At 49.3% G+C, this 13650-nt stretch carries 13 protein-coding genes; 6 read left to right on the top strand and 7 right to left on the bottom strand.

Annotation, left to right across the window (positions count from 1 at the left end; genetic code table 11):
* Positions 1–212: 212 nt before the first annotated feature.
* Complete coding sequence (locus ACY2RQ_RS03075) at positions 213–1184, bottom strand: PstS family phosphate ABC transporter substrate-binding protein (RefSeq protein WP_490111570.1); 972 nt, start codon at positions 1182–1184, stop codon at positions 213–215.
* Between the two features lie 371 nt (positions 1185–1555).
* Here ACY2RQ_RS03075 and ACY2RQ_RS03070 point away from each other — a divergent pair, with 371 nt between their 5' ends.
* The gene (locus ACY2RQ_RS03070) at positions 1556–1978 is read left to right on the top strand and encodes an acyl-CoA thioesterase (protein WP_490111489.1); all 423 of its coding nucleotides are present in this window, start codon (positions 1556–1558) and stop codon (positions 1976–1978) included.
* 64 nt (positions 1979–2042) lie between these two features.
* Positions 2043–2258 (top strand): hypothetical protein, encoded by a 216-nt coding sequence (locus ACY2RQ_RS03065; protein ID WP_490111488.1) that lies wholly within the window; start codon positions 2043–2045, stop codon positions 2256–2258.
* Position 2259: 1 nt separating this feature from the next.
* Here the strand turns inward: ACY2RQ_RS03065 and ACY2RQ_RS03060 are convergent, their stop codons facing one another.
* Positions 2260–2922 carry a fumarylacetoacetate hydrolase family protein gene (locus ACY2RQ_RS03060; RefSeq protein WP_490111487.1) on the bottom strand — a complete coding sequence of 221 codons (663 nt, stop codon included), beginning with the start codon at positions 2920–2922 and terminating at the stop codon, positions 2260–2262.
* A 201-nt stretch (positions 2923–3123) separates the two neighbouring features.
* Here ACY2RQ_RS03060 and ACY2RQ_RS03055 point away from each other — a divergent pair, with 201 nt between their 5' ends.
* Positions 3124–3384 (top strand): DUF4404 family protein, encoded by a 261-nt coding sequence (locus ACY2RQ_RS03055; protein WP_490111486.1) that lies wholly within the window; start codon positions 3124–3126, stop codon positions 3382–3384.
* An 80-nt stretch (positions 3385–3464) separates the two neighbouring features.
* Here ACY2RQ_RS03055 and ACY2RQ_RS03050 read toward each other — a convergent pair whose 3' ends face one another.
* Positions 3465–4859, bottom strand: coding sequence for an FAD-binding oxidoreductase (locus tag ACY2RQ_RS03050; protein ID WP_490111485.1), 1395 nt, complete (start codon positions 4857–4859; stop codon positions 3465–3467).
* A gap of 296 nt (positions 4860–5155) precedes the next feature.
* Between ACY2RQ_RS03050 and serA the strand changes: the two genes are divergently transcribed.
* From serA to ACY2RQ_RS03035, 3 genes are all read left to right on the top strand, one after another.
* A complete protein-coding gene (gene serA / locus ACY2RQ_RS03045; protein WP_490111484.1) occupies positions 5156–6385 on the top strand; it encodes a phosphoglycerate dehydrogenase in 1230 nt (409 codons plus the stop codon).
* 220 nt (positions 6386–6605) lie between these two features.
* Complete coding sequence (locus ACY2RQ_RS03040) at positions 6606–7439, top strand: protein-tyrosine phosphatase family protein (protein WP_490111483.1); 834 nt, start codon at positions 6606–6608, stop codon at positions 7437–7439.
* 70 nt (positions 7440–7509) lie between these two features.
* On the top strand, positions 7510–8280 hold the full coding sequence (locus ACY2RQ_RS03035) for an SDR family NAD(P)-dependent oxidoreductase (RefSeq protein WP_490111482.1): 771 nt from the start codon (positions 7510–7512) through the stop codon (positions 8278–8280).
* Positions 8281–8301: 21 nt separating this feature from the next.
* Here ACY2RQ_RS03035 and ACY2RQ_RS03030 read toward each other — a convergent pair whose 3' ends face one another.
* The 4 genes from ACY2RQ_RS03030 to ACY2RQ_RS03015 all read right to left on the bottom strand — a co-directional run bounded on the left by ACY2RQ_RS03030 (position 8302) and on the right by ACY2RQ_RS03015 (position 13609).
* Positions 8302–9282 (bottom strand): YbgA family protein, encoded by a 981-nt coding sequence (locus ACY2RQ_RS03030; protein WP_490111481.1) that lies wholly within the window; start codon positions 9280–9282, stop codon positions 8302–8304.
* A gap of 95 nt (positions 9283–9377) precedes the next feature.
* On the bottom strand, positions 9378–10463 hold the full coding sequence (locus ACY2RQ_RS03025; RefSeq protein WP_490111480.1) for a hypothetical protein: 1086 nt from the start codon (positions 10461–10463) through the stop codon (positions 9378–9380).
* A 315-nt stretch (positions 10464–10778) separates the two neighbouring features.
* Positions 10779–12548: an ExeM/NucH family extracellular endonuclease gene (locus ACY2RQ_RS03020; protein ID WP_490111479.1), complete on the bottom strand. Its 1770-nt coding sequence runs from the start codon at positions 12546–12548 to the stop codon at positions 10779–10781.
* A 359-nt stretch (positions 12549–12907) separates the two neighbouring features.
* Positions 12908–13609, bottom strand: a complete 702-nt coding sequence (locus ACY2RQ_RS03015) for a helix-turn-helix transcriptional regulator (protein WP_490111478.1) — start codon at positions 13607–13609, stop codon at positions 12908–12910.
* Positions 13610–13650 lie beyond the last annotated feature (41 nt).

Here is a 13650-nt window from a genome sequence, read left to right as displayed (position 1 = left end):
ACCCGTGCAATATGACAGTAATATTACACATCTGTAACAATCATGTTTCTATGTCATCTTTATAAAATCCAGCTGCCAGAAACTGCAAAATCCCTTTATTTCAGCTGGAAACAGCGCTTCGGCTACCTATATAAAGACAATAAAAAACGCCCGCATCAGTAATGCGGGCGTTAGTCAGAAGTGGCGCTTCCCTGCGCCAGGCTCTGTCGGTCTTACAGACCCAGAGCGCTCAACTGCTTCTCAACAACCTTGGAAGGAAGAGGAATGTAGCCGTCCTTAACAACAACTTCCTGACCCTGCTGAGAGAGAACCATCTTCAGGAATTCACGCTCAATGGGAGCCAGAGGCTTGTTGGGCTGCTTGTTCACGTATACATACAGGAAGCGAGCCAGCGGATAAGTGCCGTTTACAGCGTTAGCGGGGTTAGCTTCAACGAAAGGAGTACCGGCCTTCTTGGTCAGAGGTACAGTACGAACGCTGGAAGTCTTGTAACCGATACCGGAGTAGCCAATGCCGTTCAGGGAAGCGGATACGGACTGAACAACAGAAGCGGAACCAGGCTGTTCGTTTACATTGTTCTTGTAATCACCCTTACACAGAGCCTTTTTCTTGAAGTAGCCGTAGGTGCCGGATACAGAGTTACGACCGTACAGCTGTACGTCGCGGCCAGCCCAGGGACCAGTCAGACCAGCGCCGCCCCAGGTGTTGATAGCCTTGTCGCCACCACACTTCAGCGTGGAGGAGAAAATAGCGTCAACCTGAGCCATGGTCAGGCCCTTGATGGGGTTGTCCTTGTTTACAAATACGGCCAGGGCATCGATAGCAACGGGAACGGCAGTGGGCTTGTAGCCGAATTTCTTTTCGAAAGCAGCCAGTTCCTTATCCTTCATCTTACGACTCATGGGGCCGAGGTTAGAAGTCCCTTCAGTCAGGGCCGGCGGCGCAGTAGAAGAACCGGCAGCCTGAATCTGGATGTTTACGTTGGGGTAAGTGCGCTTGAAGTCTTCAGCCCACAGGGTCATCAGGTTGGCCAGGGTATCGGAACCAACGCTGGACAGGTTACCGGATACGCCGCTTGCCTTGGAGTAAGCAGGAATATCAGCGTCAATCTTGCTGGCGCTGGCGCTGAAAGAGACGCTGGCAGCGGCCAGAGTCAGGGCAGTTGCGAGACCTTTAAATGTCATTATTCGCTCCCAGTGTTTATTGTCTGTTCGGGCAGGTTTTTCATTGTTCGTATTCATCCGCCCATCTGTAATGGCTTAGTGCGCAGTCAGTATCTAGTTGTTTGATGAAAAATATATGTAAGAGATATGACAGAAAGATGACAGGAGAAATATTTTTATTTCTCCTGTTGGTAAAAGTCAGCGAACGTCCATATTCCGGAATCAAAAGAAACGCCTTACCAGAAGAGTGCGCCCACTGTATAATCCGCGCAGCAGCAATGCGCAGATGCATGCGAGACACTCTTTCTCGTAATACGGGCCAAAGCAGAATACCCTGTTATTGATACTCTAATATGCCGTAACCGAGAACAATAATAACGATATGGTAAGCGATGATGAACTTCGTAAAGCTTGATGACGAACATGGCCCTGAGAGTGACCTCAGTCCGGCTCCCCAAGGTGAACTGACCTTACAAATTCCAGCCATGCCCCGGGACACAAATCCCGACAATGATATTTTCGGGGGATGGGTTGTCTCTCAAATGGATATGGCCGCTGAAATCACCGCCCGCAAAGTAGCCAAAGGCCGTGTTGCTACAGTCTCCATCCACCAGCTCACCTTTATGAGACCCATTGAAGTGGGTGATATGGTCAGCTGCTACACCAATGTCACCAATATTGGTGCCAGCTCTATTCATGTTGATGTTGAGGTCTGGGTTCGTCCACCGGCAGACCTGGAACCCCACAAAGTAACAGACGGTACATTTATATTCGTCGCTATCGACGAAAATCGCCGCACCAGAAGAATCCGCTGATTTCCCCACCAGATTCACCACAACACAGATAGCTTTAAACCGGGTTTCATACAAGTTCCCGGTTATGGACTATGGTCGAATAGTACGTCCGGCCTCCATGGCGCTGTTCTTTGAGGCTCTGACGGGCATACCCTGTTATGAATTCTGTCTGAGCCATATCGCCCTTGATTCCCTTGCCCTGTTCCTGAACGAAAACAGGCAGGAACCTTTGCTCAATCTGACCCAAAGTCATGCCAGGAACGAAGCAAGCAGCAAAGTCTGGGCAATGTTGAGCAGCTGAACTACTCAACCCGGGTGACGGCTTCCAGCAGTCGGGATAAAGTCAACTTCAACTCCATACCCGATTCAAGACGCCCTACACCGGCGGGCGTGCCGGTCAAAATGACATCTCCAGGTTCAAGGGTAAAGTGGTGGCTGATATAACTGACCAGAGGAATAATACCATTCAACATCCGCATGGCATTTCCATCCTGCCGCAGCTCCCCGTTAATCGATAACTGAAAAGAAATATCTTCCCAGCTGGCAATACTCTCCGCCGGAACAAAAAGCGACAACGGACAGGAACCGTCAAAACACTTGGCTTTCTCCCAGGGGTGGCCTTTCTCTTTCAGTTTGCTTTGCAGCTCCCTTAAGGTCAGGTCAAGCGCCAGCCCTGCACCAATAAGCGCCTTTCTGGCTTCGCTCTCATTGGCAGAAGTCAGTGTCTCACCCATTAAAACCGCAATCTCAGCTTCATAGTGAACACCGCCTTTGTCGTCTGACAAGAGAATGGGCTGCTCCATCGGCGTAACCGCGGACCCCGGCTTCATAAACAACAAAGGCTCTGCGGGAACAGGGTTGTTCAGCTCCCGGGCATGTTCCGCATAGTTTCTGCCAACACAGACAACCTTACCCATAGGAAGATTAACCGTTTCCCCGTTTGCCCATTGGTGTTGATAAGCCATATTTCGATTCCTTATATTTAGCACGGCCTTCCGCTATTCATATACCATACCACCAGGCAGTGTTCATAATTAAACATGTCCTGCAGGCAAGGTGGTGTCTATGCCCTTATTTACTGTCTTCTTGCTATTCACAGAGTACCCTGCTGGTCTATGATAAACATGCAAAGCAGCGCGGAGAGCTGCTGATAATGGAGCATAGCCATGAGTGAACAACTACAGGCCCACATCCAGAGACTGCATGACATACTGGAAGGCCAGCCTGTTGATGAATGTACAGCGGCCTCTCTCAAACAAATCACCACCGAACTGCAGATAGCCCTGGCCCAGGCCGAAGGAGCCATTCCAGAAGAAGCGTTCAATGAAGAACTGGAAAAAGAAGCGCTGAAATTTGCCGAGGAACATCCCGCGATTTCCCAGGTTATTCGACAAATCATGAACACCATGAGCAATATCGGGATTTAAATTATTCTGTAAATGAGCCTGTCGATCGAACCTCGACAGACTCTCTGCACTTCAGCCCCTTGAAGATTAGAAGCTAAAAATTACAGATCAAAGACTTTCCCCGGGTTCATAATCCCTCTGGGATCAAAAACCTTTTTTATTCCCCACATCAAATTCACTTCCGCTTCACTGCGGGTGTATGTCAGGTAATCTTTTTTCAACAGGCCAACTCCATGTTCCGCAGATATGGAACCACCATACTTCTGCACAACTTCAAAAACCCACTTGCTGACACGGTTACACTGCTGGAGAAACTCTTCACGGGACAGATCATCCGGCTTAAGAATATTCAGATGCAGGTTGCCATCACCAATATGGCCAAACCAGACAACTTCAAAATCCGGATATTCTTTTGCCACAATGGCATCAATCTCTGCCAGAAACTCTGGAACCTTTGAAACAACCACTGAAATATCATTTTTATAGGGGGTCCAGCGAGAAATAGTTTCACTAATATCTTCCCTGCAGCGCCACAGGTTCTGCAGTTGACCCAGACTCTGACTCATTACGCCATCCAGCACCCAGCCCTGCTCCATGCAATGCTCAAACAGCTCCATTACCGTATCAGATATCGCTTCACTGCTGCACTCAAATTCCAGTAATGCGTAAAAAGGTGCCGGCGTTTCAAAGGGACGGGGCACACCCGCATGTTCAACCACTTTGCTGAGGGCATCTTCAGAGAAAAATTCAAAAGCAGTGAGATCAATTTTCTGCTGGAAAGTTTCCAGAATTGACATCACCCCGGACATATTTTCCGCCCCCAGCAAGAGCACCGTCAGATCCTGAGGAGGACGGGCAAGGCGCATGGTGGCTTCAACAATAAAGCCGAGAGTGCCTTCGCCACCAATAAACAGTTGTCGTAAATCGTAACCGGTATTGTTTTTTATCAGACCACTATTCAGTTCCAGCAGTTCACCTGTACCGGTTACAACCTTAAGGCCTGCAACCCAGTCCCGGGTCATACCATAGCGAATAACTTTTATACCACCGGCATTGGTAGAGATATTACCGCCAATCTGACTGGAGCCACTGGAAGCGAAATCCACCGGATAAAACAGTCCATGCTCTTCAGCGAACTGCTGCAGCTGCCCGGTAATCACCCCCGGCCCGCAGACAACAGAACGATCTATGGGACTAAAGTCGCTGATAGTGTTCATTCTGTCGAATGCGACAACAATCTCCCCATGAATAGCAACACCTGCAGCGCTCAGCCCGGTTCTGCCACCGGATGGCACCAGGCCGATGTCATGTTCATTGGCAAAATGCACAACGGCCTGAACTTCTTCAATAGAAGCTGGCAGAACAATAGCCAAAGGGGCGGGGTCATGGAAGCGTGTCCAGTCACGTCCGTACCGCACCAGAGAATCTGCATCTGTAAGTACACGGGCCGGAGCGACAGCGGCTTCTAGCTGGGCGGTTAACTGCTGTTGGTTCATTATTCTTTACTATTCTGTTCTGGCTCGGTGCATTGTATTCGTTTACCCCCTGTTTTTCTGCCTTTATCTTGATGGTCCCTTTTTCTATTCAGGTTTCAAATGTCAGATAAAACCAGCAAGAATCAGGTTTTCCGCAGAAAAAGACTCTACTGTAAACCCCTTTGATGGCCGCAACAGCATAGGTATTTAACACCTGTTATGTGTTAGTATTGCCGTCCCGGTTAAGGGGCCGGGGGGCTAAAATGTACAAGAGTACACATAAGCACAATCATTAAAGCTGTCAGGATAAAGTGAGCATGGCCACAACTTCACTCGACAAGAGCAAAATCCGCTTTTTGCTTCTTGAGGGCGTGCACCAGTCTGCCGTGGATTCACTGCAGGCCGCCGGATATAACAATATCGATTACCTGAAGACTTCTCTGCCCAACGAAGAACTGAAGGAAAGAATCTCACAGGCCCACTTCGTGGGTATTCGTTCCCGGACGCAACTGACCCGTGAGATCTTTGAATCAGCCGAGAAGCTGATCGCTGTCGGCTGTTTCTGTATTGGTACCAACCAGGTTGACCTGGCTGCCGCTACTGAACACGGTATTGCCGTATTTAACGCGCCTTATTCCAATACCCGCTCCGTAGCCGAGCTGGTTCTCGCAGAAGCTATTCTTCTGGCTCGCGGCATCCCCGAGAAGAGCGCACAGGCTCACCGTGGTGTATGGCGCAAGAACGCAACCAACTCCTTTGAAGTCCGTGGCAAGAAGCTCGGCATCATTGGTTACGGCAACATAGGTTCCCAGCTGAGCGTACTGGCTGAGTCCCTGGGTATGAAAGTCTCCTTCTACGACACCATCACCAAGCTGCCTCTGGGCAACGCTTCCCAGGCAGCATCCCTGGAAGAACTGCTGTCTACCTCCGATATTGTTTCCCTGCATGTTCCGGAAACATCATCCACCCAGTGGATGATGGGTGAGAAAGAGCTGGCCACCATGAAAAAGGGCAGCATTCTGATCAACGCTTCCCGTGGTACCGTTGTTGATATTGATGCTCTGGCGTCCTCCCTCCGTGACAAGCACCTGCTTGGCGCAGCTATCGACGTATTTCCGGTTGAGCCACGCTCCAACGATGAAGAGTTTGTCTCTCCCCTGCGGGAATTCGACAACTGTATTCTGACGCCCCATATCGGCGGAAGCACCCTGGAAGCCCAGGCCAACATTGGTAAGGAAGTGGCAGACAAACTGGTTCGTTACAGCGATAACGGTACCTCACTGTCCTCCGTCAACTTCCCGGAAGCCGCTCTGCCTGCCCATGAAGGCCGTCACCGGATTCTGCACGTACACCGCAATATTCCCGGCATTCTCGGACAGATCAACCATATCTACTCCGACATGGGCATCAATATCAGCGGCCAGTATCTGCAGACCAATGAAAGCGTTGGTTATGTGGTAACCGACCTGGAAGCCCAGCACAGTGCGGAAGCTATTGCCGCCCTGCGTAAGATTGAAGGCACCATCCGCTGTCGGGTTCTGTACTAACAGCATAAAGGCCGCTCAAATGAGCGGCCTTTTCTTTTCTGCTTTATAGAATGCCAGAACCTCTTTCCCGGTTTATGGGCATTGAGAGCAGTACTTTTCCACACCACCAGCTTTGAACAGCCTGACCAGGCTGTCAGGGATTTCTGCAATAGATAAAATCCTGATGTCCAATTCTTAAATTCATCTCCTTAATCTCTGGATGAACAAAGACAGAAAACTCATGCAACCTGCCAGCATAAATGCCACGCTTCCCTCTCCCCAAAGCTCTCCTCAAAGAGCTGACACGGGAAAAACCCACTCTGGAACGGACCAGAAATCTGTCAGTAAAGAGGAGCTAGAGCAGCAGTTCTCCGAACTGCCCAAAAAGTGTCATCGAGCACCAGGGATTATTATTGAAAATACACAAACTATCTGGGATGCCAACGTCGTTACCCTCCAACTTGGTGACCATGTCCTGTTTTACGGAATTGCCGCTGCGGGACCTCAAGAGGAAACATTGCCGTCTTTTTTTGATCTGTTGTTACAGCATTCCACTTACCTTGTTTGTCTGGGGGGAAAAGTTAATTATTTAAAGCCTCAATTTATGGAAAAGCATCAAACTCTTCCCAGAGGGCCCTTCGTAATTAACTCGTCTACCCGGTTAAATTACCCATGCAGCGAGACCCAAATCTGGGCTGTAGAGTTGAGCCTGAGCGAAAGCAAAACCTCAAGGCTCGCAATCCCTGCCCTTAATGTAAGACATCTGAAAGCCAGGTCTGCAGTCAGCCCCTATATTCTCAGCTGCCTTGTCAACGCTCTGGAAGAACTTGATATACCAGCCTTAGGACCTGGCATCATCCACTGTCAGTTCGGTAAGGGGCGAACCGGTATGCTGATGGTCGCTTTTGCACTTAAGAAAATGCATGACCTCGGACTATTGCATAAGGAAAACCTGATAAGAGATCTTCAGGAACTGATTGCCCAAGGTCGGCGGCAACGTCGTGAGATGTTTGTAGAATCTTCCGAACAGTACATAAGCCTTTATAAATATGCTGCCAGTCTGCTGCAGGCTTAAGAGACATATTCATCAGCACAATAACCACTTATGCTAGAAGCTGTTCACCCTGAATATAACTATAAAAAGCATGACAACATCAGAGAACACTCCTACAAAAACAGCTTGGCTGATTGGTGCCGGAACAGGCATAGGCCGTGCACTTGCTTTAAAACTTGCAGCATCAGGCCATCATATTGCTGTCAGCGCCCGATCTTCCAGCCCACTGCAGGAACTGGCGGCAGAATCTATTGATTTACCGGGAGAGATTACAGCAGTTCCCTTTGATGCCACCAATATTGAACAATTTCATCAGGCTGCCAAGCAGGTGGAAAGTATTCTTGGCTCCATTGATACAGTGCTCCACAACGCCGCTATTTATATGCCAATGCCGCTGAAATGCTTTTCCGCCAGTGCTGCCAACCGTATCTTCTCCCTGAACATAGAAACCGTCACCAACGGCCTGGATATCTGCCTGAATGCTCTCGAACAGAAGCCCCGACAGATTATTATTACCACCAGCCCCTCTGGTTATCGGGGCATGCCCGGTGGTGGCGCTTATGGTGCCAGCAAAGCAGCCCTGATAAATCTTGCAGAAAGTTTCCAGCCGGAATTGCATAAACTGGGTATTGCCATGCGAATTATTAATCCCGGTTTTGTGGATACACCCATGACCCGCAAAAACAGGTTCCGGATGCCGTTTCTTATGCCTGTAGATAAAGCGGCTGAACGTATTGCCCGAAAGTTCTGGAAAGGGCCGTTCGAAATTTATTTTCCCAAACGGCTGATCTGGCCTCTGAAACTGTTAAGTATTCTGCCAACAGGGCTTGTACTTCGGATAACCCGAAAGCTTACGCCTTGATCATCAGAAATACATGGTCGTTTACAGGGTGTTTCTCAGCCCCAGCTCCTCCGGATGGGGCTGAAGATATACCTGGTCCTGAACATACTGGCTGCCATGAATACTGAGAAAGTGGCGCAGCATGGTAATGGGCACCACCAGGGGAATCATGCCTGTCCGGTACTGTTCAATCAGGTCCAGCAATGTTTTACGGGACTCTCTATCCAGAGTCTTCTTCATATAGCCCAGAAGATGCATCATCACATTGGTATGACTTTTTCGGTTAGCTTTCATTCGAAGAGTGGCCATAAACAGTTCAATGTACTCTGTTGCCAGTTCTTCAATCAGCCTTTTCCTGCCAACAGACACCATCTGTCCAAGACGGCGGTAATTCTGGGGGCTGTGAGCCATGATCTGGTATTTATAGGCTGAATGAAATGCCACCATTCCGGCATGGGTAGGGTTATCTCTCATTTCCTGCTGCCAGCGGTGCCAGGCGTAAACCCGGACAAAAAAATTATCCCTTAATACCGGGTCGTGCAGACGGCCTTCTTCTTCCACCGGCAATAACGGACAGCTTGCCATCAGGGAACGGGCAAACATTCCTGCTCCACTTTCCCCCAGGGGATGACCGTTCTCATGGTAGATTTTCACCCGCTCCATGCCGCAGCTGGGGGATTTCTGCATCAGAATATAACCGCTGATATCCTGTTCAAGGGCTTCAGCTGTCTGTTTACCAAAGTCCGACAGTTGGTCGGTAAAATCATTTTCCGGATGGTCCGTGGCCTTTACCCGATAATCTCCAGAAGCCTCTCCCACCAGCCGGATAGGTTCACGGGGAACCCCCATACCAATTTCCACCTCGGGACAGACCGGCTTGAGATGGAAAAACCTGTCGAGGATATTCATCACAAAAGAGGAACGTTTATGATCTCCGTTATAACGAACCTTCTGCCCCATCAGGCAGGCGCTTATCCCCAGGATGATGTCCTTTTTCAACTCCGGACGCTCAACTATTGCCACGAGGGGGAATCCTTCTTCCTGTTAAATACCATTCAACTCAATGCTTTATATCAGCATAAACACGGTATCACTTGACCGTTTCCTTAAATAGCAAATTATCCTGAAGCGGAATTACCCAGTATCGCCACCCCCTGTCGATAGCCGAGCCCACCATTACCATGCACCAACCCCAGTGTTTCAGGCCCCTTAAGAAGGCGCTGATACATCATAATCAATGCATTAAGAGCCGGATTATTCCAGGCACCTTTAGCGAGGTTCATACCTCCGGTTATGGTAATACTGTGCTTTTCCAGAAACTCCGGAATATCCTCAAGCCGTTCAACCAGCCCACTTGCCAGCATGAATGCCACAGGTACAACAGTAAAACAGGTATAAGCCTCCATTAGCGCCTGACCCTGACGAAATTCCTGTTCAAAATTAATACCTGCATCCTTACAGGCTTGTTGGCAGGCAGCTTTTAGATGTCCATAGGGAACAATGCTGCGTAGATAATCTTTCCCGTCACCAGCCAGTTTATTTATTCCCACAGATTTTATCTGAATGCGTTTATACCCGGGTATATTCAGCAGGTCTGCGGTATCACTGTCGGCAATCAGAAGTCGTCCGGAAAAATCCACCAGAGGATTAGCGCAATCAACTCCGCGAAACAGCTCAGTAATGGGTTTATACCAGCGGGAATCAGGCAGCAGGGTGTCGTGGAACTGATTCCCCATAGCTCTACGATAACTGCCCTGATAATTCTTAAAGAGAGCCGCCGCCAGCTCTTTAAATTGTTCAGAACTTATCTGGTGCATCTCAATAAATGCCCTGGCCAAATCCGTATAAGCCTGGGTGAGGGGATAATCCTCCCCATAAATGGCCATTTTTGTTAACCGCTCATCCCGGCTGTATCCGGTTTTCAAAGGGTCTTCACCACTGATCACAACGGCTTTCTGGCCTGAAGCAATAAGTGCTTTGGCTTCTGCCAGAGCTTCCAGAGGACCACAGCCCGTACGGTAAAAGCCCGGTTGCTCCGGCGCTGTCCAGTCTGCTGACAAGGGTTCTATAACCAAATGACGAGGTTGAATATCCCGGCATTCCAGTTCTTTCTCCAGATTCAAAACATCATCCAGCTCACCTTTATTATCTTCCACCTTCCCAGCAGCAATAATCATAACCTTGGATATGCCGGTTTCTGACATAAATAACCTTCACTGCATATTTACAAAAGAGGCAGACTAGCATTGAACGTGAATCACGCCAGCCTCTCATACTGGGTAGCGGGCGAATCTTGTACGATGGTCTATGATTTGCCGAAATATATCTTTTCCCTGTATTCCAAATGAGTGCCTGCAGCCTGGACTTAACGCAGGGAATGGAGGCTATTCCTGTTCACAGACTGAAGAAAGCGGATACTGATGGGAAGCTTCAGGAGCAGGCAGGACAGATAGTAAAAAACAGAGCGCAAAAAGAGTAAAAGAAGTACGAGCATAGCCGTACTTCCTTTTTATCCCTGTTTACAGGTCTAAGCCGATAACAACCGGGTCATGGTCAGATGCCCGGAAAGCATCAGGCGCATAAAGGTTGATTTTCTGGGCGTCAGTCTTGAATTCAGTATTGTAATCCAGGCTGCGTGGTTCATCGGCATTGATATGCCACTCCACAACGCTGGAAATTTTGTCTTCCAAGGCAGCGCTGGCCAACGCATGATCCAGATAACCGGACTGCCCCTGGAACACGTAGGAATAAGCGTGAGAACCTACTTTCTCAGCAACCATATCCTTGAAGCCCGCGGCCTTAAAGGCTGAAATCGGATCTTCTTTGGCGTAGGCATTCATATCACCAATCAACAGAACGTTATCTGTAGCAATACCGGTTGGAGCATTATTTGCCCACTGGGCAACAGCTTTGGCAGCATTGGTACGGGTGATATTGCAGTTACCCTGACCATCATTCTTATTTGGGTCGCCCAGCTCCTCACAGCTGGAACCTTTGGACTTCAGATGGTTAACGACAACCGTCAGCTTCTTACCATCGCTCTTCTGGGTAAAGGTCTGTGCCAGACTGGGGCGATTCTTGGTATCGTTAAAACGGGAATCAACAGAACTGTCGAGAATGGCGGCACGGCCTGCCGGTAAAACGGTATTGGTTTTATAGATAAAGCCAACACTAATATGGTCAGTACCAATCTTGCTGACACCGGGGTTCAGATAACGATAAGTCCCGTTAACTGATACAGCATTCAGCCCTTTAACCAGATCAGCAATTGCGCTTCTTGCGTTATAACCATCATTTTCCATCTCCATCAGACCGATAATATCCGCCTGCGTCGCAAGAATAGCGCTGATGGTTTTTGCCCGCTGACGTTCAAACTCTTCAAAACTGCTGGCCCCGCGCTCGGTGGGGAAGCCGCCACCGTTTCCGTTACCATTGAAGTAGTTCAGCACGTTGACACTGGCTACCCGCAGATTGCCAGTAATGCCTTCAGGAGCGGCTGAACGGAAATTGGTTCTGGTAAATACCGGATCACGGGTGACCTGTACAGAGTAGTAATCGTCACTGAAGTGCATTACACCTTCTATTCCAGTCACTCTGTCACCAGCACGCATGGTATTAAATGCACTTAAACCGGAAGAGGGGAACGGGATGGTCCCAGGGTTCTGCCTGTTACTGCCATCATCAATCAGCAGGGTGTGCAGATCATTCTGCTTCTGCAGCTTTGCAGCCTGAGGGCCAGGGGCAACCAGAGATGTCGGGGTAAACAGACGCTTGCTGGACAGCCAGACCTGCCCGTACCGCGCCAGGCCATAGGTGTCTGACACCAGCAAAGGCTCTTCAACAGTAACCCTCATGCCTTCATAGCGCTCAAACTGGTTATTAGAGGAAACAGGCAGGGAGATAACCGCCGGTTCCGGCAGGTTCTCCCAGCCCATACGGGTAATATAGGGGTTGGCCAGTTCAGTCAGTCCGTTGTATTCCTTGACGGTGCCCCAGACGGAAACCTTTTCGCCTTCCTGGACATCAAAGAAGTTATTACCGGTGTGAACAAAAATGCCCTCGGATGTCGCGGGGTTGTTATCCGCCACCTGCTCCTGCAGGAAAAACCCTTTCAGCTGGCTGGCTGCCTGAAAATCACCGACAACAACACCTTCTACGGCGACCTGCATCCCCACATACGGACTGGAAGACCCGGAACCCTGAACATCATGAATAGGTACAACCTGCGCGACAGACTGCATACTCAGAGCAAGTGCAGCGGCTCCCCCAATAAAACGCCAATGGGCCATAAAACACCTCAGTAAGCTGTAATTTTTATATTAAGGGGCTGTTGATGTCCGATGATACGGCCCCTGGCTTCCTGAAGGACAATTGCCGTGCAATTGCAACATAGCTGTTGCAGCTTCACAGGCTCCCTGGTCAGTTATCAGAGATGGTTTTACTCAAAAATCTGATACTTCGGATTATTATTTTCCATTCTTCCGGAGACCCCTCCCTTCCGGATGGAGGCGACTATACCAGCAAAAACTGTATAAAAAAGGCCCATTTGATACAAAATCAAACAGCCCTGTAGTTTTTAATCCCACTCGTCCGGCCCGGGAAAGGTCACCACCCACGCCGCCTGAATTCCGGGGAAAGAGAGTTCTGGTTAACTCTCTTCCTGTTTGCGCTGGCGGATATAAAGGTAAACCGTGTGCCGGGAAACACCCAGTTTCCTCGCCACCATAGGCACGCTTTCCTTGATATCGAATATGCCTTTGTCGAAAAGGGACATGATGATGTGCTTGTTCTTGACCTTGTTGGACAGATGATGATTACTGTTCACTTCCGCAATAGTGCGGTCAACGGTGCTTTCCACCAGTTCATCAACACTTGACGGAAAATACCCGACAGAAGGCGTGTTGCTGGCTCGGTCCAGAGCGAATGTCTGCAGGAAGTCCGCAGTGGGTACGTTCATATTGATGTTTACACACAGCATGCCAACCGGCTGCTGGGCGCTGTTGCGTATAACCATGCTTGTGGATTTGAACAGCTGGCCATCAGCTGTTTTTTTACAGGAATGACGTATATCACTGCCCTCCTGTTGGGCGATTTCGTGCAGCTGCATCAGGGCTTCTGCGGTGATCGGACTTTCAAGGTCACGACCTGTTGTGACACCGTTGACGATTTTAACAACGGAACGGGAAGGATCTTCAAGAGAATGAAGTACAACCTCGCAAAAGGAGCCGAAAATCCCGGCAATGCCATCAACAATTGTTTCCATTGACCGAATGATTTTACGGTCATCATCGCTGAACGCGTGGCGCCAGCCTGAAACATCTTCAGGTACATCTATTACTTCTTCAACCATAAGGTTATTAGCCTGGATACCGTTCAAGGACGGTGGAGTTT

Source organism: Parendozoicomonas sp. 209JJ7-1 (genome assembly GCF_058147085.1).
The sequence above is the reverse complement of the archived record's forward strand: the minus strand, read 5'-3'. Positions and strand labels throughout refer to the sequence as shown.